Source organism: Pseudoalteromonas sp. S408, from assembly GCF_005886645.1.
In the GTDB taxonomy this organism is placed as follows: domain Bacteria; phylum Pseudomonadota; class Gammaproteobacteria; order Enterobacterales; family Alteromonadaceae; genus Pseudoalteromonas.
In genome coordinates this window covers 1-24,292 of record NZ_PNDY01000006.1, presented here as the reverse complement: position 1 = coordinate 24,292, position 24,292 = coordinate 1, and the positions used below count along the sequence as shown (strand labels likewise).

Genomic DNA, 24,292 nt, shown 5'->3' with positions numbered 1-24,292 from the left:
TAGCAAAATAGGCATTTTTTTAATAGGTATAATGAATAGGATGAAAATTGATGATTACAATAAAAAATATAATACCACTCGCTATTGTTGGGTTACTCAGCGCATGTTCAAGCCAAATATCAATTAACGATGTATTGCCGCAAAAAGAACTCGACCGCACCATGTACCTGCGAGGCGATTTTACCTTATGGGATGCAGAGCCTCAATATCAGCTTAATTTAGTGGGCCCAGCACTTTATCAAGCACAGGTAAAATTTAGCACACCAGGTAAAGTGTATGAATTTAAAATAGCCGATGCCGATTTTAGTGAAGGCTTTAACTGTGGTTATAGCGACTCATATCCACAAGGTCAAAGTTTAACGCTAGGCCAAGCTGCAAGCGCAGACTGCAATACTATTTATAATTACTTTAGTTATACACCTGCAATAAAAGGCACGTATATAGTAAGCATTGATTTTAGTGACTACGACGAACCAAAAGTGACTATAACGAAGAAATAGCAGAATGTTTATAGTTGCAGTTTTTAGCGTAAAGAGAAGTAAAAAACCGTACTTGATTTAACGAGCACGGTTTCTATTTTGAAACTGAGAACTGAGAACTGAGAACTGAGAACTGAGAACTGAGAACTGAGAGCTTTACAACCCTTTTTTCACCACATACCTATACGGTGCTTCATTCGCGTCTTTAGCCACCAGCGTGTGATCCATAAATACACAAAAGCTTGGAATATCACGGGTGGTTGATGGGTCATCGGCGGTTATTAACAGTGTTTCACCCTCGTTCATTTTTCGAATAGCAGCACGTACCATCATTACAGGTTCTGGACAGCGAAGACCTATTGCATCTAATTGGTGATCGGGGTTATCAAAATTCATAGTACGTATGCCTGTTAATAGTGATTCAAATATGTGATTTTAATGAGTAGTCAGACTTTTTTGTTGCGCCAAAGTTTAGCGTAATTTTAAGTATACTTTAACTAAATTACTTAGATCTGGATCAGTTTTCATTTAAGTTTATATACATAAACATTAAATTATAAACCCGATCACAACAACATCACTAATCTAAATCGCTTTAGTAAAGTACCTTAAATTTGGCAAATAAAAAAGGCGAACTAACTTTCGTCAGTGCGCCTTTTTACTCACCAAGATGGTTTACATGTTAAGAGTATTAGTCTTGAACACGCTCAAATACAGTTGCGATGCCTTGGCCTAAACCAATACACATAGTCGCTAAACCATATTTAGCATTTTTATCTTCCATTAAGTGAATTAGCGAGGTGCTGATACGCGAACCAGAACAACCTAGAGGGTGGCCCAGAGCGATAGCGCCGCCATTCAAGTTAACTTTTTCGTCAACCACATCAGCTAAACCTAAGTCTTTAAGTACTGGCAGTGATTGCGCTGCGAAGGCTTCGTTAAGCTCAGCTACATCAATGTCATCAATTGTGATACCCGCTTGTGCAAGTGCTTTTTTACTTGCTGGTACTGGGCCGTAACCCATGATTGATGGATCGCAACCGGCAACTGCCATTGCTTTAATGCGCGCACGAATTGGTAAGCCTAACTCTTTAGCTTTTTCTTCGCTCATTACTAACATCGCTGATGCGCCATCAGAAAGTGCAGAAGATGTACCCGCTGTAACAGAACCCGATGCTGGGTTAAATACTGGGCGAAGCTGAGATAAACCTTCAACCGTTGTTTCAGGACGAATTACTTCATCGTCTTCAACTAAAATTAAAGAGCCATCTGCTGCATGACCTTCCATTGCTAAAATTTCGCGGCGGAAACGTCCTTCAACTGTTGCAGCATGTGCACGTTGATGCGAACGGTATGCAAATTCATCTTGCTGCTGACGGCTAATGCCGTGAATAGTTGCAAGGTATTCTGCTGTTAAACCCATAGAGCCTGAAGCTTGCGCAATTGACGTTGCTAGGCCTGGGTGAAAGTCGTTACCGTGGGTCATAGGAACGTGACCCATGTGCTCAACACCACCAATTAGGTAAGTATCGCCAGCGCCAGTCATAATAGCGCGCGCAGCGTCGTGCAATGCTTGCATTGACGAGCCACATAAACGGTTAACGGTCGTTGCTGGTACTGAGTGTGGAATACCCGCAAGTAGCGATGCGTTACGTGCAACGTTAAAGCCTTGCTCTAATGTTTGCTGTACACAACCCCAATAAATGTCGTCGATTGATGCAGGATCAACCGCTGGGTTGCGTTCTAGTAAGCCCTTCATTAAGTGAGCGCTTAAGTCTTCCGCACGCTTGTTTTTAAATACGCCGCCTTTTGAGCGACCCATTGGTGTGCGGATACAATCTACAATTACTGGATTATTCATGATATTAACCTTCCACCTTATAGAAAACACGGCCTTCTTCAGCCCATTTGCGAGTTTGCTCTGATACTTGGTAAATCGCACCTAGGTGAGCGTATTTGTCTGCTGCTGCAACAAAGTTAGCTAAACCAGTTTGATCTAAGTAACGGAACGCACCGCCTCTAAATGGAGGGAAACCAACACCGTACACAAGGGCCATATCAGCTTCTTGTGGAGAAGCAACAATGCCTTCTTGTAAACAAAGAAGAACTTCGTTGATCATTGGAATCATACAACGGTCAATGATTTCTTGTTTATCAAATTCTTTCGGTGCATCAGTAATTGGCGCTAGTAGCTCAACTGCTGTTGCATCGCTTGATTTTTTAAGACGACCACGACGGTCTGTTTCGTACTTGTAGAAGCCTGCTTTGTTCTTTTGACCAAAACGTTTTTCATTTGCGAAAACAGTCACTGGGTCTTTTTCTGCACGCGCCATGCGCTCAGGGAAACCGTCAGCCATTACGCCAGTACAATGATAAGCCGTATCAATACCTACAACATCTAGTAGGTAAGCCGGACCCATAGGCCAACCAAATACGTTTTCCATTACTTTATCTACTTTTGCAAAGTTAGCGCCTTCAACAACTAGCTTGCTAAAGCCTGCAAAGTAAGGGAATAAAACACGGTTTACAAAAAAGCCTGGGCAATCGTTAACAACGATAGGAGACTTGCCAAGTTTAAGGGCATAATCAACAACTGCGTTAATGGTTTTGTCTGACGTTTTTGCACCACGAATAATTTCTACTAATGGCATTTTTGGCACTGGGTTAAAGAAGTGCATACCACAGAAGTTTTCTGGCTTATCAAGTGCTTCAGCAAGTAAATCAATACAAATAGTTGACGTGTTTGATGTAAGTACAGTGCCTTCTGGCATGTTCTTTTCAAGGTCTGCTAATACTGCTTGCTTAACTTTAGGGTTTTCTACAACGGCTTCAACAATAATGTTGGCGTCTTGAAGGTCTGAGTCGTTAAGTGTAGGTTTAATTTTACTGAGTGTTGCCAACATTTTTTCCATTGGCATGTGGCCACGCTTAACTTTTGCACCTAGTAATTTAGACGCTTCACCCATACCTAAATCAAGCGCATCCTGTTGGATGTCTTTCATTATGATAGGTGTGCCTTTATAAGCTGACTGATATGCAATACCGCCGCCCATAATACCCGCGCCCAATACTGCAGCTTGTTTAATTTCTACATCGCTGTGCTTAGCAAGTTTACGTGCTTTACCTTTGATGAATTGGTCATTTAAGAAAATGCCCGTTTGTGCTGCAGCTTCGTTAGTACGCGCAAGTTTTGCAAAGTTAGCATTTTCGATTGCCATTGCTTCATCGCGAGTACAGTTTGCCGCTGCTTTAATAGTACGTACTGCCATAACCGGAGCAGGATAGTGGCCTTTGGTTTTACCCATTACCATACCTTCTGCCATAGCAAAGCTCATGCCTTGCTCAACACGGTTTAATTTAAGTGGCTGTAGTTTTGCGTTGCGTTTTGCTTGCCAATCTAACTTGCCTGCAATCGCTAATTCAAGTGTTGCTAAACTTGACTCTAAAAGTTTGTCAGCACTAACTACTGCGTCAAACGCACCTACTTTAAGGGCGTCAGCTGCGCGGTTTTCAGCGCCTGAAGTGATCCACATCATTGCGTTATCTGCGCCAATGATACGTGGTAAGCGCACTGTGCCACCAAAACCAGGCATTATGCCAAGTTTAACTTCTGGTAGGCCCATTTTAGCGCTTTCGCTTGCAACACGATAATCGGTAGCAAGTGCCCACTCACATCCGCCGCCAAGTGCTAAGCCGTTTACAACGCTTAGAGTTGGGAATGGAAGATCTTCAATTGCATCAAAAACGTCAGTTGCGTTTTTGATCCACACTACTAAGTCTTCTTCAGGTTTAGTAAATGTAGGTAAAAATTCGAAGATGTCGGCGCCGATAATAAAGTGGTCTTTATCACTGGTAAAAACCATGCCTTTGATATCAGAATTAGCAGCTAATTCTTTTAATGCTGCTGCACAATCTGAAAGAGTTTTTTGAGATAATGTGTTTACAGAACCTGCAACACAAAACTTAAACTCGGCGATGTTTTCCTTTAGGAAGCTAACTTCAAAGGAATCGCTTTTATATAACATTTTATTCTCCCTAGTTGACGAACTAAGACTGGTACGATGAGTTTGCATTTCAATCAGTGTGCTTGCTTTGAATAGAAAATGCAACGAAAAATTTAACTCGGTTACAAACGACTGGTTAAAATATAGCTGGTTTGGTGCTAAGGTGGTGAAAAAGCTTTTATTCACTACTTTAATTTTTTATTAAAGGACATTATGAAAAAACAATTATTTAGTTTTGCGGCAGCTGCTTTTATTTTTCCTCTTTATTCTGCCGAGGCTAGCATCGATAACGACGCATTTTTAGATGCTGAGAAAAAAGTACGCAACGCAAGTTACCGTGAGTTCAAAAATGTAGTTAATAACCTAAATCACCCGCTAAAACCGTATGTAGAAAAAACATACTGGCAACGAAACCCGAGCATAAAATATCAGGCCGAGATAGAAAGCTATCTAAATATATATCAGCATACGCCACTTGAATGGCCTGTTCGTAAAGTGTGGCTGGAGTATCTTGAAAAAAATAATAGAAAAGCGGCGTATATTCGTAATTACCGCGACACGAGTAATGTTGAATACACTTGCACTTATTTAGGGTATCAGCTGGACTTAGGTGCCCCAGAAAAGGCCATTTTAAATCAGGTGACCGATTTATGGACGGTGGGTAAGTCACAACCTAAAGAGTGTGATTCGTTATTTTCGTATTGGCGTAAAAAAGGCTATATGAATGCCGATACCGTATGGCAGCGAATTACGCTTGCCGCGCAAGGCGGTACACAAAGTTTACTTCCTTATTTAAAAACACTTTTACCAAAAAATGAGCGTTACCTTGCTGACTTATATTTAAAAGTACGACGCGACCCAAGTGCTGCGGCGGGGTTATACCGCTATAAAAATAAATCGCTTAAAGAAGGTGAAATTGCACTTTATGGTGTTAAGCGATTGATATGGCGAGATAAAGAACTTGCGCTTCGCGCATGGGAAAAAATAGAGCGTATGTTTAACTACAGCGATGAAGAAAAGGCAGATTTATACTACACCTTTGCTTTATCACTCGCTTCTAGCGGGCATAAACAAGCCAGCTTTTGGTTAAACAAAGTGCCAAAAGAGCGACAAGATAAAAAGTTAATGCAATGGCAGCTTGGTAATATGCTAAAAACCCAAGATTGGGCAGGCATTGCTGCGTTTTTTACTGGTAAAGAAAACCTTAGCTTGGGTCAACAGTATTGGCTTGCATATAGTTACGCAGAACGCGGCGATGAGCAAAAAGCTAAAGAAATGTGGCAAAGTATTGCAACTAACCGAGATTACTACGGCTTTTTAGCTGCTGCACGTTTAGGGCTATCGGTTGATTTAAATAATCAACCTAAAGTGGTTAGTGAGCAACTAATCAATAAAGTAAGTAATGCTCCCGGTTTTAAACGTTCAAAAGCATTATACGAACTAGAGCGTGTTACTTCCGCGAGACGTGAGTGGAATTACTTAACAAATACTTCAAATGAAGAAGAAAAACTTGCAGCCACCGTTTTATCTACCGATTTGGGGTGGCACGACAGCACTATATTCACACTGGCTAAAATAAAAGCGTGGGATAACGTTGAGCAGCGTTTTCCGTTTGCTTTTCAAGACATATTTGAACGCTACAGTAAGCGCAATAAAATAGATGTGGCGTGGAGTATAGCTATAGCAAGGCGAGAAAGTTCATTTGCACCTGACGCGCGATCAAGTGCTAATGCTCGAGGTTTAATGCAATTGCTGCCAAGTACTGCTAAATATGTAAATAAAGGTAGCGTGTCTAATAGTCGGTTATATCAACCTAAAACAAATATTAGGCTAGGTACCAGTTATTTACGTTACTTGAAAAAGAAAAATCACGGTAACGAAATATTGGCTACGGCATCTTATAATGCAGGCTACCATCGTATAAAACGCTGGGTGCCTGATGATGCAATGCCTGCAGAGTTATGGATAGAGCTTATTCCATACCGTGAAACACGCGACTACGTAAAAAATGTATTTGCGTATAGGCAGGTATACCATACTCGCATGGGCCGAGAGGGTAATATATTAGCTCCTATACTGGAAATGAAAATAGGCGGGTAGTAAACATAAGTTTAAATTAGGGGGATAGTGCTTACTGTGAGCCATCCCCCTTTTTTGAGCGTAATAGCTATAAGTGGTAGACTCAGCACACGTTAAATTTAACAGATGGATTAACAATGGATAAATTAGCCGTTTTATACGCAGAACATATTGCAACACTGCAGCAGCGTACTCGTACAATTTGCGAAAGCGAAGGGTTAGAAGGATTAGTTATTCACTCAGGCCAAGCAAAGCGCCAATTTTTAGACGACATGTATTACCCGTTTAAAGTTAATCCTCACTTTAAAGCCTGGTTACCTGTTATTGATAACCCGCATTGCTGGATTGTTGTTAATGGTAGCGATAAACCTAAGCTTATTTTTTATCGTCCTGTTGATTTTTGGCATAAAGTACCCGACGAGCCACGTGATTTTTGGGCTGAGTATTTTGATATAGAACTATTGTTACAACCCGATCAGGTTGAAAAGCTGCTCCCTTATGATAAAGCAAAATATGCGTATATGGGCGAATACATAGAAGTAGCTCAAGCACTTGGCTTTAGCATAATGAACCCAGAGCCCGTGCTTAACTATTTACACTTTAACCGTGCTTACAAAACACAATATGAACTCGAATGTTTACGTAATGCTAACCGCATAGCCGTTGACGGCCACAAAGCTGCGCGCGACACTTTTTTTAATGGTGGCAGTGAGTTTGATATTCAGCACGCTTACCTAATGGCAACACGCCAAAGCGAAAACGAAATGCCGTATGGCAATATAGTGGCGCTTAACGAAAACTGCGCTATTTTGCATTACACCCATTTTGAGTCAAATGCACCGCAAACACATAACTCATTTTTAATTGATGCTGGCGCAAACTTTAACGGTTATGCTGCAGATATAACGCGCACTTATGACTTTAAAAAGCAGGGTGAATTTGCTGAGTTAGTTACAGCAATGACCGCAATACAGGTTGAGTTAGGTAAAGGTTTAAAACCTGGCATGTTATACGGTGATTTACACGTTGAGTGCCATAACCGCATAGCGCAAATTCTTAGCGACTTTAATATAGTTAACTTACCGGCTGCAGATATAGTTGAGCGTAAAATCACGTCTACTTTCTTCCCACATGGTTTAGGGCATCACCTTGGTTTACAAGTGCATGATGTAGGCGGTTTTATGAGTGACGACAAAGGTACTCATCAAGCATCACCAGACGGGCACCCATTTTTACGTTGTACCCGTATGATAGAGAAAAACCAGGTATTTACTATCGAACCAGGTTTATATTTTATTGATTCGTTGTTAGGTGATTTAGCACAAACGGATAACAAGCAATACATTAATTGGAATAAGGTTGAAGAATTTAAACCTTATGGTGGTATTCGTATTGAAGATAACATTATTGTGCACGAAGATAGTTTAGAAAATATGACGCGTGACTTACACTTAGATTAAGTGAGCAGTTTGCGATAGAAGGGGCCTGATGGCCCCATTTTTTTGGTTAAGTAAAATATGTCAGAATATAAATACCCAGCCGAGGGTGTGTTTCATCAAGAAGAAATAAAAAAAAGCACGTTTATTGTGCATATTGCACACACCCCAGATTTAGTCGCAGCTAAAGCGTTTATTAAAAGTATTGAAGATAAGTACAGCGATGCTCGGCATAATTGTTGGGCCCATGTGGCAGGTAACCCCGGTGGCAGCCATGTGTATGGTTTTTCAGACGATGGTGAGCCAAATGGTACGGCCGGTAAACCAATGTTAAATGCGCTTGTGGGATCTGGGCTAGGTGAAGTTACAGCCGTGGTAACTCGTTATTTTGGAGGGATTAAACTTGGAACTGGCGGTTTAGTGCGAGCATATGGCGGATCGTTAAATAATGCATTAGCAAAATTAAATACCGTACTTAAAGTGCCAAGCGTTGAGCTACTGGGCAGCAGCGAATACAGTATGCAGGGTGCAATTGAGCAGCTACTTAAAACACACTACCAAGTGCTCAACATTGAAAAGCAATTTACTGCTAACATTAACTGGGTGATCACCATTGATAGCCGCCAAGCACAGCAAGCAATTAAAGATATTTTTGATTTAAGTCACGGCGCAGTTGAGTTAACTATTAAAGAGTAATAACCTACACAAGTTGCATATAATGCATATTCATTCTATTTAACCAGGTTAATGCAGTTGAGCCTGAATTTACTAATAATAAAAGCGATTAGCTAAATGCAATTTCGTACCATCATAAAAATTCTTGGCCAACTTGTTGCGCTGTTTAGCATTACCATGGTGCCACCTGCTGTGGTGTCTTTAATTTATAAAGATGGTGGCGGTGTCCCTTTTGTTTTAGCGTTTATTTTCAGTATTATTATTGGCTTAATAGCGTATTACCCAAACCGACATGAAAACGGGGATTTAAAAGCACGCGAAGGCTTTTTAATTGTGGTATTGTTTTGGTTGGTACTGGGGGCATTCGCATCCTTGCCTCTTATCTTTTTACAAGAACCTAATTTATCCCTTGCTGATGCTGTGTTTGAAGCCTTTTCGGGTTTAACAACCACGGGGGCTACAGTTTTGACTGGAATTGAGTATTTACCTAAGTCGGTACTGTTTTACCGCCAGCAATTACAGTGGTTTGGCGGTATGGGGATCATTGTATTAGCTGTTGCAATACTGCCCATGCTAGGTGTTGGTGGAATGCAGTTGTACCGTGCTGAAATCCCCGGCCCAGTAAAAGATTCAAAAATGACCCCTCGCATAGCCGATACCGCAAAGCACCTTTGGTATATTTATGTGTCGTTAACCATTACCTGTATGTTGGCGTATTGGGCGGCAGGTATGGACTGGTTTGATGCAATTTGTCATGCGTTTTCTACCGTCGCGATTGGCGGGTTTTCGACTTATGATGCTTCTATGGGTCATTTTGATAGCCCGGTTATTAACTTTATCTGTGTCTTCTTTTTAATCATCGCAGCTATTAACTTCTCTTTACACTACGCTGCTGTGGCAAGCCGGAACGTGCAGGTCTACATTCGTGACCCTGAGTTTAAAGTGTTTTTATGTATTCAATTAGCGCTGGTGGTTATTTGTTTTGCGGTTTTGTCCTCAAATGAGATTTACGCTAATGGTGATGAAACGCTCGACCAAGCATTATTTCAAGCGGTATCAATGAGTACAACGGCCGGTTTTGCTACTGATAACTTTTCGACGTGGCCATTGTTTTTACCTATTTTATTAATATTTTCGAGCTTTATAGGCGGCTGTGCGGGCTCTACCGGGGGCGGTATGAAAGTGGTGCGCGTGTTTTTACTCTACCTGCAAGGCGTGCGTGAACTCAACCGTTTGGTACATCCTCGTGCTATTTATTCAATTAAGCTTGGCCGTAAAGCATTGCCTGATAAGGTTGTAGAAGCAGTGTGGGGGTTTTTCTCTGCTTATGCTCTGGTGTTTATTATTATTATGCTGGCGCTGATGGGAACGGGAATGGATAATATTACAGCGTTTTCGGCTACGGCGGCGTGTTTAAATAACTTAGGTCCAGGCTTAGGTGATGTTGCCTCGCATTATGGTGCAATTACCGATGGCGCTAAATGGTTGCTGACGATTGCAATGGTATTTGGCCGACTAGAAATTTTTACTTTGCTTGTGTTATTTACGCCTACGTTTTGGCGCGGATAAAACACAACGTTTTACTACTATGTTTATGGAATGGATATGCCAGCAACACATGCAGATAAATTAAATAATATACCGGTTGGCAGTTTAGTTGACTTAGAAATATTAACACCTACCAGCAGTAAGCGCGTGAAAACAGAAATGGTCGGCTTGCTTGAGGAAAAGTTTATTATTTTAAATTTTCCAACAGCTAAACGTTTACCGGGCGCAAATGACTACTTACGAGATGGTGTTACTGTGGTTGTAAGAGCATTAATAGAAGGTGACGATGGACAAATAATTGCTTTTAGACAGCAAATTAAATCTATTGCATCACATCCCGTTAGGCTTATTTTTATTAACTACCCTAAGCAAGTTCAGCTATTTAGTTTACGTTCGCAAACACGTATTCCAACCTTATTACCTGCAAAACTTAAACTCAGTGATGACAAGGTACTTGATGGTGTTATTAAAGATATTTCACTAACCGGTGCTATGTTCGATATAAAAACTGACGCTGATCTAGAAAGCATTAAAGACTCTCAATGCACAGTTGTATTAGGGAGTAATGGTAAAGACTTTGAAGGCGAAGTGTGCAGTGTAAAAGATCATAATGCAGGCGTGCGTTGTGGGATTAAGTTATTAGCCAGTAAAGAAGAAATGAAAGCTTTTATGAAAGAGCACTTTATTGACCCCGCAATGATAGAACTCGATGCCGATTAGCTTTAATGTCGCTATTTTGCAACAAAATAACGACTTTTTACTTTATGAACGAAAATAAATTACCAGCCTTTAAAATTATTCTTTTTACTCAATAAAAACAATTGGATAACTTTAAATTTTTTTATGATTTATTTTCTTTTTATACCTCGTTCAGTTTAAAACTTACCTGCTCAATACCTAACCCCCTCTTAGTTATTCAAGTTATCTGGCTTTGTGGTTTTTTGTATGAAACCTAACTAACTGATTTTTAATAACTTACAAATTTTAACTAAACCTGCGTTGCTAAATAGCTACAAAAATAATGCTTAAATTTGCATGGCTTTCAGTATTTAATGCTTAAGTTATTGAAAAATAACACTTATTAAATGTTGGCATTTAAGTTGTAATAGTCTGGTTGTACTAATCGAAAAACGTGATTAACAGTAAGTACCAATCACTCACATACAATTTGAAGGATACATACTATGAAACGCATAAATAAAACATTAGCACTTATCGCACTTGCTTCTTCGTCAGCCGCTTTTGCAGGCTCTGACTTTAATACACTCGATGTAGACGGCAATGGCGCAATTAGCCAAGCTGAGGCATCGGTTGATGCAAAATTAATGAGCATGTTTTCAGAGCTCGATACTGACCAAAACGGTGAGTTATCAAAAGAAGAGTTTTCAAAAGCTTAATTAGATAACAAGCATCCTGAGTTGCCAAAGACAACCTAAGTAGGCAAGGGAGCCTTCGAAAAAGGATAACAAGGAAGTGAAGCTATTTTACGAGTTAATTAGGTTATTTTTTAAATAACATTTTGAAGGATTAAGTCATGAAACATTTAAACAAAGCATTAGCACTTATTGCATTAGCGTCTTCTTCAGCAGCATTTGCAGCATCAGATTTTGACAGTTTAGATACCGACGGCAGTGGTGCAATTAGCCCAAGCGAAGCGGCAATAGACACTGATTTAATGTCTGAGTTTACAGAGCTAGATACAGATGGCAATGGTGAACTTTCTAAAGACGAGTTTGCAAAATTTTAAAGTTAACCGGTATTGGTTTAACTATTTTTCACAGACAGGGATCTTAGAAAAGGACTTCCCATTTTACTAGGAACATTATTATGAAAACATTAAATACAACACTTGCAGTTTTAGTTTTAGCATCTTCTTCAGCAGCTTATGCGGCCGTAGACTTTGCATCGTTTGATAGCAATAGCGATGGTGTAATTAGCATGGAAGAGGCAAAAGTAAATTCACAGCTAGTAAAAATTTTTAAAGATTTAGACACAGATGGAAATGGTGAGCTTTCAAAAGACGAGTTTGCCAAAGTACAGTAATATCAATATACCCCAATCATACTCCACTAAAGCCGCCATATTCAGCGGCTTTTTTGTGTCTGACGCGTTATAAAAATATAGCGCTTACTTGGAAGAGTTTTTCTACCACGTTGATATGCTTTTTATCAATTAAAAACATGATTACGTGATCGCCCGACATAATAATGGTGTCGTCGTGGGCAATGAGTACATCGTCGTTACGCACAATGGCACCAATGGTTGTTCCGGCAGGTAATTTTATATCGGCAATTGCGCGGCCAACTACTTTAGAGGTGCTTTCATCACCATGGGCAACTGCTTCTATAGCCTCTGCAGCTCCTTTACGCAGCGAGTACACGTTAACAATATCACCGCGACGTACGTGGGTTAACAATGCAGAAATTGTTGCCTGTTGCGGTGATATAGCAATGTCTATTTCGCCACCTTGTACTAAGTCTACATAAGCACCACGTTGAATAAGCACCATGGTTTTTTGCGCGCCCATGCGTTTTGCAAGCATGGCTGACATAATGTTTGCTTCATCGTCGTTGGTAACGGCAATAAATACATCCACTTGTTCAATATGTTCTTCAGAGAGGAGTTCTTGATCGGAAGCGTCGCCACAAAATACTACCGTATTATCGAGCATTTCTGAAAGCTGTTCCGCACGCTCTTTACTGCGCTCTATCAGTTTAACGGTGTGATTTTTTTCAAGAGAGCGAGCAAGGCCGGCTCCGATGTTGCCCCCACCGGCTATCATGATTTTTTTGTATGAACGCTCAAGCTTTTGTAGTTCGTTCATTACGGCGCGTATATGTTTTGTTGCTGCGATAAAAAATACTTCATCGTCGGCTTCAATAACGGTTGTACCCAGCGGCTTAATAGCTTTACCTTGACGATAAATAGCCGCAACACGAGTTTCTACATTAGGTATATGCTCTTTTAATGCAGATAAAGCATAGCCTACTAATAAACCACCGTAATAGGCTTTTACTGCAACTAGTGAGAGCATACCATCGGCAAATTGCAAGACTTGTAATGCACCAGGGTAGTCAATTAAGCGGCGAATATACTTAGTGACTAACGCTTCTGGAGCTATGTAATGATCGATTGGTAAATCATCGTTTTGGAAAAGCTTTTCACGGTATTTTAAATACTGCTCAGAGCGAATTCGAGCAATTTTAGTGGGTGTATTAAAAATACTATACGCCACTTGGCATGCCACCATGTTTACTTCATCTGAGCTGGTTACCGCAATAATCATATCGGCATCGTCTGCGCCGGCGCGGCGCAATACATCAGGGTGAGCACTGTGGCCCATTACACCTTGAAGGTCGTACTTATCTTGCAGCTCGCGTATACGGTTACCGTCAATATCTACTACGGTAATTTCGTTTTGTTCGCCTACTAAGTTTTCAGCTAGCGTGGCGCCAACCTGTCCAGCACCGAGTATGATTATTTTCATTATTTACCAGTGTATTAAGTAGTAATAAAAAGCCATTTTTAAATTTAAAAATGGCTTGTTGTACGCGTTATTAAGCCTTAATTAACTTGGCTTTTTAACCATTTTAGCGTAATAAAAACCATCACTTTCGCCCGGAAGTAGTTGTAACCCCGGTGTAGTGAGGGTGTCTTTATCATGAAGTGGAATATGTTCTACATCATCGTTATTAGCTAAAAATTTAGCAACTTGTTGTTGGTTTTCTTTTGGAAGAACCGAACATGTGGCATATACCAATGTACCACCGGGCTTCAGTAGAGGCCAAATGCTATTGAGTATATCGCCTTGTAGTGCAGCTAAGTCTTCTATGTCAGATGCACGACGCAACCATTTTATGTCTGGGTGGCGACGAATAACGCCTGTTGCTGAACAAGGCACATCTAATAAAATACGATCAAATTGTTCATCGTCCCACCATGTATGCGGTTGCGATGCATCGCCACATTGTAGGTCAGCACCTAAACCAATACGGGTTAAGTTTTGCTTTACGCGTTCAAGGCGAGTGGCATCGCTATCAAGTGCAAGTACGTCGGCGTCGGCAAGCTCTAAAATATGGCATGTTTTGCCACCTGGGGCTGCACAGGCGTCTAATATAACGTCGTCATTTTTTGGCTCTAGGAAGCGAGCGGCTAATTGCGCTGCTGCATCTTGCACTGAACAAGCACCGGTATCAAACTCAGGAAGTGAAAAAACATCACGCGGCTTGGCAAGTTTAATCCCATCTACAAAATCTGGGTTTAATGTATGCTCTATATCATTTGCCGTTAGCATATCGCTGTATTCTTGCGTGCTAAATTGTGATTGGTTTACACGTAACCACATTGGCGCTTGTTGCTGGTTTTCTTCAAGTATGGCTTCCCAGTTTTCAGGGTAGGCTTCTTTTACTTGTTTAATAAACCAATTAGGGTGGTTGTATAAACACACTGGAATCAGCTTTGCTTTTTCTTCAAGCTCCGCTTGTTGGCGTTGAAAGCTACGTAAAATAGCATTTATTAACCCTTTTAAGCCAAGTGCGCGCATTTGGCCTAATGCATTTACGGTCTCGCTAATCGCTGCATGCGGTGGAACGCGCATGTGTTGTAGCTGATAAATACCCACATAGAGTAAAAATTGAAAAATTCTGCGTTTACCTTTTAGTGGACTTTCTACTAAATGTTGGCAGTAGTTTTCAAGGCTAGGTAAGTAGCGTAATACGCCATAACAAATTTGCTGTAACAGTGCTTTGTCTTTTGGGGGTAAACCTTGGCTTGCAAACGGTAATTCTTGATTAAGCGAAGCGCCTTTATCAACCACGTTATATAAAGTCTCAGCGGCCAGCGCTCGTACGTTTTGCACTTTATTCATTATTTTCGCCTAATAGTGTGCCAGGGCTAACCCAGTCACTGCGACCATTTAAAAAGTCGCTAATTGCCATTGGTTTTTTACCTTGCGGTTGCAACTGAGTAATACTTAAAGCATGCTCACCACAGGCAACAACAACACCGTTTTTATCACTTGTTAAAACTTCGCCCGGCTTGCCTGCTTGATCAACTACCTTCGCTTGGTATATTTTTACGGTTTGTTCACCCATTTGGGTAAAACACACTGGCCAAGGATTAAAAGAGCGAATATTACGTTCTATTTGCACGGCGCTCATAGACCAATCAATATTTGCTTCTTCTTTAGAGAGCTTTTTGGCGTAGTTAGCTAGTTCATCATTTTGAGGTTCAGGGGTAATATCGCCATTAGCTAGCTTATTAACGGTGTCAATTAATGCACTTGGACCTAACGCTGCTAGTTTGTTATATAAACTGGCACTGGTTTCTGTATCACTAATAGGGCAGCGGCTAATATGCAGCATGTCGCCAGTATCTAAGCCTTCGTCCATTTGCATTATGGTTACGCCTGTTTCCTCGTCACCCGCCCAAATTGCGCGTTGAATAGGTGCAGCACCACGCCAGCGAGGTAATATAGAGCCATGCACATTTAAGCAGCCTAAGCGTGGCGTATCTAAAATAGCTTTAGGTAAAATTAAGCCGTAAGCCACAACAATCATTATGTCGGCGTTTAATGCGGTGAGCTCTGCAAGTGCTTCATCATTTTTTAATGACTGAGGCTGAAAAACCGGTAAGTCATTTTCAATCGCCAGGGCTTTAACTTCGCTCGCTTTTAATTTTTTACCGCGACCTGCAGGGCGATCTGGTTGGCTATATACGCCCACAATTTCATGTTCGCTATTTATTAGCGCTTGTAAATGGCGTGCGGCAAAATCCGGCGTACCGGCAAATATTATGCGTAATGGTTGGATCACTGAGTTTTCCTAAGGTACTGATTACTGTGCTGCAAACTTGGCTTCTTTTTCAAGCTTTTTACGGATACGTTGGCGCTTTAATGGAGATAAGTAATCAATAAATAGCTTGCCTTGTAGGTGGTCTAGTTCGTGTTGAATACAAATAGCTAATAGCTCATCTGCGTCTAACACTAATTCTTCACCGTTTTCGTTTAGTGCAGCCACTGTGACTGTTTCAGCTCGGTCTACTTTTGCGTACGAGTTAGGTACTGATAAACAGCCTTCTTCGCTAATCGTTGACCCATCTTTTTTAATAATTTGCGGGTTAATTAATACCAGCGGTTCGTCACGCTCTTCAGATACATCAATAACCACAATACGCTGGTGGATATTTACTTGCGTTGCGGCTAAACCAATGCCATTTTCGTCGTACATGGTTTCGAGCATGTCTTTTACAATTTGGCGAACTTGGTCGTCAACGTCTGCAACATCTTTTGCTATTGTACGTAAACGCTCATCTGGAAATCTTAAAACTTCTAACCTAGCCATTAGTTACCTTTTTCACTTGTGCTTAATTTAGGGTATTGTATGCTCTTATTTTAGCCATTCACGTTCACCTTTAACAGGTTTTGAGCAATAATAATGAAAAAACAATACAAGGAAGCTCAATGAAATTTCCGTTAGTTGCAATCATACTGGCACTAAGCACCTCTTTTGGGGCGATTGCTGACGTGCTAAAAATAAAAAAAGATGCACCAAAACAGTATGTTGTAAAAAAAGGTGATACGTTGTGGGATATATCTGGCATTTATTTAGATGAGCCATGGTTGTGGCCAGAACTATGGCAAATGAACCCGCAAATTGATAACCCTCACTTAATTTATCCGGGTGATGCATTGGCACTTATATACGATGCAGACGGAAATCCACGTTTAGTCATTAATAAAGCGTATCGAAAGCTGTCTCCTCAAGGACGTATTACGCCAAAAGGGTTAAATGCAATTACCACTTTACCTTTGCAAATGATTAAACCTTACTTAAGTTACGAGCAAGCGATTAACAGCGACGATATAAAAAATATGCCGTATGTGTTAGGTGCTAACGAAAACACAAAAACACAAACTTTGGGCCATATTTTATATGTTAAAGGTGATCTTAAAGTACATGGCGCCTATGCGATTTACAACGAGGGTGAACCCTATGTTGATTTAAACACGGGCGAAGTATTAGCAACGCGTGCATCTTACGTTGGCATGGCGCGAGCGTTTAGAAGTGGCGATGAAAGTAACGGTGTGCCGTCGTCATTACGAGTCGAATCAGTAAAACGAGAAATTAAACAAGGTGATTTTTTAATGCCAGCAATGGAAGGACAGCTATTGCCTGCGTATTTTGATATTCACCGCCCAAAAGAGCCTGTTGAAGGGCAAGTCATAGCATCACCTCGTCAAGTAAGAGAGTTCAGCACAATGGATGTTGTAGTGCTAAACTTAGGGCGCGAGCAAAATATTGAACCAGGCCATGTTTTAGATTTAGAGCGTGAATCACCTACGGTTATTGATGGCCCTCGTGGTCCTCGTTATCCAGAAGATTCAAGTAAATTTGAAAAACTGTTATCTGATGCAAGTCAGTTATTTAGTGATAAAGCTGACGAAGATAATACAACATGGAAAATGCCCAAAGAAAAAGTAGGCGAGTTAATTGTATTCAGAGTGTATGACAAAGTAAGTTATGCATTAATAACAAAAAACCAGCACCCAATTCGCGTTGGAGATATTGCAGTTATTCATTAAGAAGTAGCGAGTCGGTGCTCCAGGAGAGAGCATGGATCAGTCATCAGGCAAGTTAGCTCACTGGCTTGCCTTTTATATGTGTAAGGGATTAGGCACAAAAACCTTATTGGCCCTATCTAAACACCACCCACTTGAGTCATTGTTTGACTTACCCCACGCTAAATTACTCGAGTTAGGCTTAACCGCTAACCAGGCCAGTAATTTACTCAGTACAGACTGGCTGCAAGTACAGCATTATGAAGATCGTATTACACAGCATTGTATAGAGGTAATTTGTTTTTTTGATGCACGTTACCCTGATTCATTAAAGCAGATAGCTAGCGCACCCTTATTGCTTTTTTGTAAGGGCGATGTGTCTTTACTTTCTAGCTCGCAAATAGCCATTGTTGGGAGCCGTAACGCCACCCCAACAGGGCTTGAAATAGCCTCAGAGTTTGCATACGAATTAACGAATGCAGGTATTACCATTACATCGGGCATGGCCAGAGGAATAGATGGTGCTGCGCACAAAGGTGCACTAGCTGGATCTGGTAAAACCATTGCAGTATTAGGCACGGGCGTTGATATTTATTATCCTAAACGTCATAAACTGTTAACCGAACAAGTGCTCAATAGTGGTTTATTAATCAGTGAATTTTTACCCGGTACCGCCGCTAACGCACATAACTTTCCTCGTCGAAATAGAATTATTTCGGGCTTATCTTTAGGTGTTTTAATTGTTGAAGCTGAAATTAAAAGTGGCTCATTAATTACGGTGCGTTATGCGCTTGAACAAAATAAAGAGGTGTTTGCAGTGCCGGGCTCTATTAAAAACCCGCTTGCACAAGCCAGCCATTTTTTAATTAAGCAAGGGGCTAAACTTGTTGAAAATGTGACTGATATTTTAGATGAAGTGAGCTTTTCTTATCAAAGCGGTCTATATAGTAAAGAAGAGACGCTGCAGCAAAGTAGTGATTGCGAAGTATTAAATAGCATTGGGTTTGAGGTAACAACCGTTGACGATATTGTACGCCGAGTTCAGTGGCCAATAGATAAGGTATTGGCAAGATTGCTTGATTTAGAGTTAGACGATCAGATTGAACGTATTTTAGATGGTTATATTAGGCTAAGCGCAGGAAGGTAGCATGTTCGATATACTTATGTATTTATTTGAAAATTATATTCATAGCGAAGCTGATATTTTTGCTGAACAAAATGAGCTAACTGATGAGTTAATGCGAGCCGGATTTAATAAACCAGAAATTTTTAAAGCGCTCAATTGGCTAGAGCAATTAGCCGATTTACAACATAGCGATGAATCCCCATATTTAATTGCCAACCCAGGGCATGCTATTCGTATTTTTACTCAAAGCGAATGCGCCATGCTTAACGTTGAGTGTCGTGGCTTTTTAATGTTTGTTGAGCAGATTGGCGTTATAAACAGTATTACTCGTGAAATGGTCATGGATAAACTCGCCGCGCTTGATAAACCAAGCATTAACCTAGACGATTTAAAGTGGTTAGTGCTTATGGTGCTGTTTAATGTACCTGGCTCCGAAGAGGCCTATGGGCAAATGGAAGACTTAATTTTTGATGAGCCCACTGAATTGTTGCATTAATGCCTTATTAATTTATTACTCATTACGTAAATTACTTAAAGCTAAGCGTTCACCATAGCTTGTATCTTTAAGTGGTTTGGGTATATTAGGCGAAAATTCACTTATCTCTTAGGAACACCATGAGTAAAATCGATCATTCGCTTTTCTCGGCGAATAAACACGCCTTAGAAAAAGAATACGAAGTATGCCCACAGTGTGGCTCAGAGTTAGTGATGCGCAATAGCAAGTCAGGCCCTTTTTTGGGATGTGCAAGCTACCCTCAATGTGATTTTATTAGGCCATTAGTGCACCACGAAAGTAACGAAATAAAAATACTTGAAGATTCAGCGTGCCCTCAGTGCAGCAAACCGCTGGTGGTTAAAAACGGACGTTACGGTATGTTTATTGGGTGTACGGGGTACCCTGACTGCCACTACATTGCAAACGACAACGAGCAAAAGGAACAAGAGGTTACACTACCTTCATGTCCTAAATGTAAAAAAGGTCACTTAGTTGCGCGGAGTAACAAGTTCGGTAAAGTGTTTTACTCATGCGACAGCTACCCAAGTTGTAAATACACACTCAATAATAAACCTGTAGAGCAACCTTGCCCTAAATGTAACTGGCCCATCGTCATAGAAAGACAAATGGCAAATGGTACACTACTACAATGCCCACAAAAAAGTTGCATGCATAAGCTTGCTAAACCTCAATAACATTTAATTATTTTTGGAGACTACTTTGTCAGAACTTTCAAATATGCCTTCGGCACTCTCTTGCTTAAATCAAGGCGATGTCATTGTTTATCCAACAGAGGCTGTGTTTGGTTTGGGTTGTGATCCAGATAATCTGCACGCTGTTGAGAAATTACTGGCAATTAAACAGCGTCCCGTTGAAAAAGGCCTTATTTTAATTGCAGACAACTATGGGCAATTACTAAAGTATGTTGACGACGCCAAAATACCCATGGACAAACGTGCAGATATATTCTCTAGTTGGCCGGCTGCTATAACTTGGGTTATGCCAGCAGCAAAAGGTACACCAAAATGGCTAACAGGGCAGTTTGATACAATTGCAGTAAGAGTAACAAGTCACCCAACAGTTAAACGCTTATGCCAAGAATTTGGAAAGCCACTGGTATCAACGAGTGCAAATTTAACAGGCCAAGAAACAGTAATAAGTATTGAGCAGGCAAAAGAGCAATTTGCTGATCAAGTTGGTTTTTATGTTGACGAGCCATTAGGTGGCAACACACAACCCAGCACAATAAAAGATGCCATGACCGGTAAAGTATTTAGAGGGTAATATGCAAAGCGAATTATTAGAACAAGTAAAAACCTACTTTATGGCTTTACAGGATACGATTTGCCAGGGGCTAGAAGCTGCTGATGGAAGCGCTAAATTTGTTGAAGATAGCTGGCAAAGAGCTGAAGGCGGTGGCGGGCGTACTCGCGTTACCACCAATGGCACTATCATAGAGCAAGGTGGGGTTAATTACTCTCATGTATTTGGAGCCTCAATGCCAGGCTCTGCAACCGCCCATAGGCCAGAGCTTGCAGGACGAAGCTTTCATGCATGTGGGGTATCACTTGTTATTCACCCAAAAAATCCGCATGTACCAACAAGTCATGCCAACGTACGATTTTTTATAGCCGAAAAAGAGGGCGAAGAGCCTATTTGGTGGTTTGGCGGCGGATTTGATTTAACCCCTTTTTACCCGGTATTTGAAGATGTCCAGCATTGGCACCAAGTGGCACACGATATCTGTGCGCCGTTTGGTAGTGACGTTTATCCAAAATATAAAACATGGTGCGACGAGTATTTTTATTTAAAACACCGAGATGAAACACGAGGAGTAGGTGGTTTATTTTTTGATGATTTAAATGAATTAGGTTTTGAGCAAAGTTTTTCGTTTATGCAATCAGTCGGGAATGGCTTTTTAGACGCCTATATCCCAATTATTGAACGCCGTAAAAATGATAAATTTACCGAGCAACAGCGTGATTTTCAACTCTACCGTCGCGGCCGTTACGTTGAGTTTAATCTGGTTTGGGACAGAGGCACCTTGTTTGGCCTACAAAGTGGTGGGCGAACAGAGTCTATTTTAATGTCTATGCCACCACTGGCTCGCTGGGAGTATAACTTCACACCTGCTGAAAACAGCCTTGAAGCAAACCTATATCAGTATTACTTACGACCACAAGCTTGGCTTTCGAGTAAACCAGAAGAGTTGATAGCCCGAGAGTGGCAGATATAAACAATAAAAAAGACGCGAAAGCGTCTTTTTTATTGTTTATGATTAATGTTGGTTAATCATGTGGCTTGCTAGTTGAGCGAATGAGTTTTTAAGCCCTTCTCGAAGTAGCGGGTTATCTATTTCTATATCAAGGGTTTTGTTCATACAATACATCCATTGATCCCGTAAGTTTTGATCAATTAAAAATGGCATATGGCGTTTACGTAGCATGGGCTGTCCATGCTTTTGCTCAAAGAGGGCGGGGCCACCTAACCAACCTGATAAAAACTCGAAAAAGACTTGGCGAATCCTATCTAATGGTTGAGGATGCATATCATATAACGGTTTAGCGTATTCATCTGAGGCCATAATGTCGTAGAATCGTTCAGAAATAGCGCGTGCCCCTTTTTCTCCGCCAATTATTTCGTAAGGTGTTTTTTCAGGCGTAGGTGTTTGATCTACTTTTTCAGGCTTAGATTTAGAAAAAAGTCGTTTAATCATATTATTTATCATCGTTTATAGGCAGCACTTAGCTGCAAAGAGGTTGAGTTAAAATGGACAAATATGCGGTTTTTGGAAATCCAATTAAACATTCAAAATCCCCCGCGATACATAAACAATTTGCTATCTCACTGGGTGAGCAAATCGACTATCGCGCAATATTAGCACCTATCGACAGCTTTGAAAAAACAGTATCGACTTTTTTTGAGCAAGGGGGGAAAGGTGCAAACGTTACCATGCCATTTAAAGAACAAGCGTTTGCCATGGCCGATGAGTTAACGCCGCTTGCAAAAATAGTAGGAGCGGTTAATACACTCAAAAAAAGAGACGATGGTACATTATTAGGAGAGAACACCGACGGTGTTGGTTTTGTAAATGACCTGCTTGCTAATAAAGTTGTGATTACAAATAAGCGTATTTTAATAATTGGTGCTGGTGGTGCGGCAAGGGGAGTAATATTACCATTGCTTGAACAAAACCCCGCAGAAATTATTGTTGTTAATCGTACCGCTCAAAAGGCAAAAGACTTAGCTCAGCTATTTGCTGAATACGGAAAAGTTTCAGGCTATGGGTTCGATGATTTACCAGTAAGCGATTACTCACTAATTGTAAACTCAACATCTAGCAGCATGAATAACGAATTGCCAGCTCTAGATAAAAAGCATTTAACATGCTGTGATGTTGCATACGATATGTTTTATTCACTGACAAACACAATTTTTATGAACTGGGTAGCAGGGCATAATAACAGCACTAAGCTTTTAGATGGCAGTGGTATGTTAGTAGGCCAAGCTGCACAAGCTTATTATGTTTGGCATAACAAAATGCCAGAAATCCTCCCTGTAGTTAAAGCGCTTAAACAAGGCTCACTAAAATGAACCAAGCTATACAATTTATGGATAGACTCGAATTTAGGGAGCCTGATCACCAGTTGGTATTTTTTGCTCAGGTGAATGGCATGCTAGTGGAATGTATTATTGCCGTAAGTACGCTTAAACTAACTGATGAAAGTCACGCTACAGAGTATTTTGAAAAATATCGTTTTGAATACGAAGAACGTGCCGAGCAACTAATAGAAGAAGAAAGTTATAACTCGGCAGGTCAAATAGAAGTGGACTTAGTTAGCTTCAGCTAAATATTCATCTTTTAATTGGACATAGTTATCTGCCGATATTTTTAAAAAAGCGAGCTCCTGCTCAGTCAATGGACGGGCTTGCTTTGCTGGACTTCCTACATACAAATAGCCTGATTCCAAGCGCTTATTGGGTGGTACCAACGAGCCCCCACCAATAATAACATCGTCTTCTACAACTACGTTATCCATGACAATCGCACCCATACCCACGAGTATACGGTTACCAAGTACGCACCCATGTAGCATTACTTTGTGACCAACCGTAACATCATCGCCTATTATAAGAGGGTAACCATCTGGGTTGCTTTTAGTTGCACGCGATAAATGTAATACACTGCCATCTTGAATATTAGTACGCTGACCAATACGAATATGGTTAACATCACCGCGGGCAGCAACTAAAGGCCATACACTGCTATTATCACCTACAGTAATATCTCCGACTAATACTGACGACTCGTCTATATAAACAGATTTATTAAATGAAGGAGTAATTCCTTTATAAGAACGTATTGCCATATATGCACCTTTAAATTAAAAATTATGAGTATTTAGTGTAACAGTAGCGCTTAATTCAGTGCCAGCAAAGCCTATATTGATTATAAAACTACCAGTTTTAAGTGCTTTCGCTCACATACTAACCGAACAGTGTGTATTTTTAGTTTTTCTTTAAAAAAGTACTTGCGTAAAAATCTGTTCTCCCTATAATGCGACCCCACTGAGACGGCAGGCGCCAACGCATAGCGAGGCAAGAGTTAATCAGAGAGTTAAGTAAAACTTTACTTTTAAAGCTTCTAAAAAGAAATTTGAAAACAAAGTATTGACTCGAAAAATAAAGGATGTATTATACGCATCCCTAGCGACAACGTCGCAACGTTCTTTAACAATATAAAGCAATCATCTGTGTGGGCACTCGTGCAGATTGAGTTCTAACAGCCAAACTTAGTTCGCTAAGTGAGGCAAACAAATTAGAGTCTCAATTGAAACTGAGTGACCAACAGCAATAACTACTTCGGTAGGAATTGCAGCACAGTCAATTC

26 protein-coding genes are annotated in these 24,292 nt (G+C 40.6%); 17 read left to right on the top strand and 9 right to left on the bottom strand.

Features of this window, described 5'->3' with window-relative positions; translation table 11 throughout:
- Positions 1-50: 50 nt before the first annotated feature.
- Entirely contained in the window at positions 51-500 is a 450-nt protein-coding gene (locus tag CWB62_RS06395) for an early set domain-containing protein (RefSeq protein WP_138530260.1), read from the top strand.
- A 135-nt stretch (positions 501-635) separates the two neighbouring features.
- Here the strand turns inward: CWB62_RS06395 and tusA are convergent, their stop codons facing one another.
- The 3 genes from tusA to fadB form a co-directional block, all read right to left on the bottom strand.
- Positions 636-875 (bottom strand): sulfurtransferase TusA, encoded by a 240-nt coding sequence (gene tusA / locus CWB62_RS06390; protein ID WP_058405177.1) that lies wholly within the window; start codon positions 873-875, stop codon positions 636-638.
- Positions 876-1,170: 295 nt separating this feature from the next.
- Complete coding sequence (fadA, locus tag CWB62_RS06385) at positions 1,171-2,340, bottom strand: acetyl-CoA C-acyltransferase FadA (protein ID WP_008130791.1); 1,170 nt, start codon at positions 2,338-2,340, stop codon at positions 1,171-1,173.
- A 4-nt stretch (positions 2,341-2,344) separates the two neighbouring features.
- Positions 2,345-4,504 (bottom strand): fatty acid oxidation complex subunit alpha FadB, encoded by a 2,160-nt coding sequence (gene fadB, locus CWB62_RS06380; protein WP_058405198.1) that lies wholly within the window; start codon positions 4,502-4,504, stop codon positions 2,345-2,347.
- Between the two features lie 192 nt (positions 4,505-4,696).
- Between fadB and CWB62_RS06375 the strand changes: the two genes are divergently transcribed.
- The 8 genes from CWB62_RS06375 to CWB62_RS06340 all read left to right on the top strand — a co-directional run bounded on the left by CWB62_RS06375 (position 4,697) and on the right by CWB62_RS06340 (position 12,264).
- Positions 4,697-6,583 (top strand): transglycosylase SLT domain-containing protein, encoded by a 1,887-nt coding sequence (locus CWB62_RS06375; RefSeq protein WP_058405178.1) that lies wholly within the window; start codon positions 4,697-4,699, stop codon positions 6,581-6,583.
- Positions 6,584-6,699: 116 nt separating this feature from the next.
- Complete coding sequence (gene pepQ / locus CWB62_RS06370; RefSeq protein ID WP_138530262.1) at positions 6,700-8,022, top strand: Xaa-Pro dipeptidase; 1,323 nt, start codon at positions 6,700-6,702, stop codon at positions 8,020-8,022.
- A gap of 57 nt (positions 8,023-8,079) precedes the next feature.
- The gene (locus CWB62_RS06365) at positions 8,080-8,694 is read left to right on the top strand and encodes a YigZ family protein (RefSeq protein WP_138530264.1); all 615 of its coding nucleotides are present in this window, start codon (positions 8,080-8,082) and stop codon (positions 8,692-8,694) included.
- Positions 8,695-8,790: 96 nt separating this feature from the next.
- A complete protein-coding gene (locus CWB62_RS06360) occupies positions 8,791-10,242 on the top strand; it encodes a TrkH family potassium uptake protein (protein ID WP_058405181.1) in 1,452 nt (483 codons plus the stop codon).
- A 36-nt stretch (positions 10,243-10,278) separates the two neighbouring features.
- Positions 10,279-10,941, top strand: a complete 663-nt coding sequence (locus tag CWB62_RS06355; protein WP_058405182.1) for a flagellar brake domain-containing protein — start codon at positions 10,279-10,281, stop codon at positions 10,939-10,941.
- Positions 10,942-11,405: 464 nt separating this feature from the next.
- A complete protein-coding gene (locus CWB62_RS06350; protein ID WP_006793996.1) occupies positions 11,406-11,618 on the top strand; it encodes an EF-hand domain-containing protein in 213 nt (70 codons plus the stop codon).
- Between the two features lie 137 nt (positions 11,619-11,755).
- On the top strand, positions 11,756-11,968 hold the full coding sequence (locus CWB62_RS06345) for an EF-hand domain-containing protein (protein WP_138530266.1): 213 nt from the start codon (positions 11,756-11,758) through the stop codon (positions 11,966-11,968).
- 80 nt (positions 11,969-12,048) lie between these two features.
- Entirely contained in the window at positions 12,049-12,264 is a 216-nt protein-coding gene (locus CWB62_RS06340; protein ID WP_058405185.1) for an EF-hand domain-containing protein, read from the top strand.
- A 67-nt stretch (positions 12,265-12,331) separates the two neighbouring features.
- On the opposite strand, the gene trkA is transcribed toward CWB62_RS06340, so the two are convergent.
- The 4 genes from trkA to def form a co-directional block, all read right to left on the bottom strand.
- Positions 12,332-13,708 (bottom strand): Trk system potassium transporter TrkA, encoded by a 1,377-nt coding sequence (gene trkA / locus CWB62_RS06335; RefSeq protein WP_058405186.1) that lies wholly within the window; start codon positions 13,706-13,708, stop codon positions 12,332-12,334.
- Between the two features lie 81 nt (positions 13,709-13,789).
- Entirely contained in the window at positions 13,790-15,088 is a 1,299-nt protein-coding gene (gene rsmB, locus CWB62_RS06330) for a 16S rRNA (cytosine(967)-C(5))-methyltransferase RsmB (protein WP_058405187.1), read from the bottom strand.
- On the bottom strand, positions 15,081-16,034 hold the full coding sequence (fmt, locus tag CWB62_RS06325) for a methionyl-tRNA formyltransferase (RefSeq protein ID WP_138530268.1): 954 nt from the start codon (positions 16,032-16,034) through the stop codon (positions 15,081-15,083). The genes rsmB and fmt overlap by 8 nt, the downstream gene beginning before the upstream one ends.
- Before the next feature lie 21 nt (positions 16,035-16,055).
- A complete protein-coding gene (def, locus tag CWB62_RS06320) occupies positions 16,056-16,562 on the bottom strand; it encodes a peptide deformylase (protein ID WP_138530270.1) in 507 nt (168 codons plus the stop codon).
- Positions 16,563-16,681: 119 nt separating this feature from the next.
- Between def and CWB62_RS06315 the strand changes: the two genes are divergently transcribed.
- From CWB62_RS06315 to hemF, 6 genes are all read left to right on the top strand, one after another.
- On the top strand, positions 16,682-17,803 hold the full coding sequence (locus tag CWB62_RS06315; RefSeq protein ID WP_138530272.1) for a LysM peptidoglycan-binding domain-containing protein: 1,122 nt from the start codon (positions 16,682-16,684) through the stop codon (positions 17,801-17,803).
- Positions 17,804-17,834: 31 nt separating this feature from the next.
- A complete protein-coding gene (dprA, locus tag CWB62_RS06310) occupies positions 17,835-18,926 on the top strand; it encodes a DNA-processing protein DprA (protein WP_138530274.1) in 1,092 nt (363 codons plus the stop codon).
- 1 nt (position 18,927) lies between these two features.
- Positions 18,928-19,401: a DUF494 family protein gene (locus CWB62_RS06305; RefSeq protein WP_058405191.1), complete on the top strand. Its 474-nt coding sequence runs from the start codon at positions 18,928-18,930 to the stop codon at positions 19,399-19,401.
- 119 nt (positions 19,402-19,520) lie between these two features.
- Positions 19,521-20,096, top strand: coding sequence for a DNA topoisomerase family protein (locus tag CWB62_RS06300; protein ID WP_138530276.1), 576 nt, complete (start codon positions 19,521-19,523; stop codon positions 20,094-20,096).
- Between the two features lie 25 nt (positions 20,097-20,121).
- Positions 20,122-20,685 carry an L-threonylcarbamoyladenylate synthase type 1 TsaC gene (tsaC, locus tag CWB62_RS06295; protein ID WP_138530278.1) on the top strand — a complete coding sequence of 188 codons (564 nt, stop codon included), beginning with the start codon at positions 20,122-20,124 and terminating at the stop codon, positions 20,683-20,685.
- A 1-nt stretch (position 20,686) separates the two neighbouring features.
- A complete protein-coding gene (hemF, locus tag CWB62_RS06290; protein WP_058405194.1) occupies positions 20,687-21,637 on the top strand; it encodes an oxygen-dependent coproporphyrinogen oxidase in 951 nt (316 codons plus the stop codon).
- 42 nt (positions 21,638-21,679) lie between these two features.
- Here the strand turns inward: hemF and CWB62_RS06285 are convergent, their stop codons facing one another.
- Positions 21,680-22,117, bottom strand: a complete 438-nt coding sequence (locus tag CWB62_RS06285; RefSeq protein WP_138530280.1) for a group II truncated hemoglobin — start codon at positions 22,115-22,117, stop codon at positions 21,680-21,682.
- A gap of 53 nt (positions 22,118-22,170) precedes the next feature.
- Here CWB62_RS06285 and aroE point away from each other — a divergent pair, with 53 nt between their 5' ends.
- Entirely contained in the window at positions 22,171-22,995 is an 825-nt protein-coding gene (aroE, locus tag CWB62_RS06280; protein ID WP_138530282.1) for a shikimate dehydrogenase, read from the top strand.
- Positions 22,992-23,252 carry a DUF1488 family protein gene (locus CWB62_RS06275; RefSeq protein ID WP_138530284.1) on the top strand — a complete coding sequence of 87 codons (261 nt, stop codon included), beginning with the start codon at positions 22,992-22,994 and terminating at the stop codon, positions 23,250-23,252. The genes aroE and CWB62_RS06275 overlap by 4 nt, the downstream gene beginning before the upstream one ends.
- Here the strand turns inward: CWB62_RS06275 and CWB62_RS06270 are convergent.
- Positions 23,235-23,771 (bottom strand): gamma carbonic anhydrase family protein, encoded by a 537-nt coding sequence (locus CWB62_RS06270; protein WP_138530286.1) that lies wholly within the window; start codon positions 23,769-23,771, stop codon positions 23,235-23,237. The genes CWB62_RS06275 and CWB62_RS06270 overlap by 18 nt on opposite strands.
- Positions 23,772-24,292: the final 521 nt, after the last annotated feature.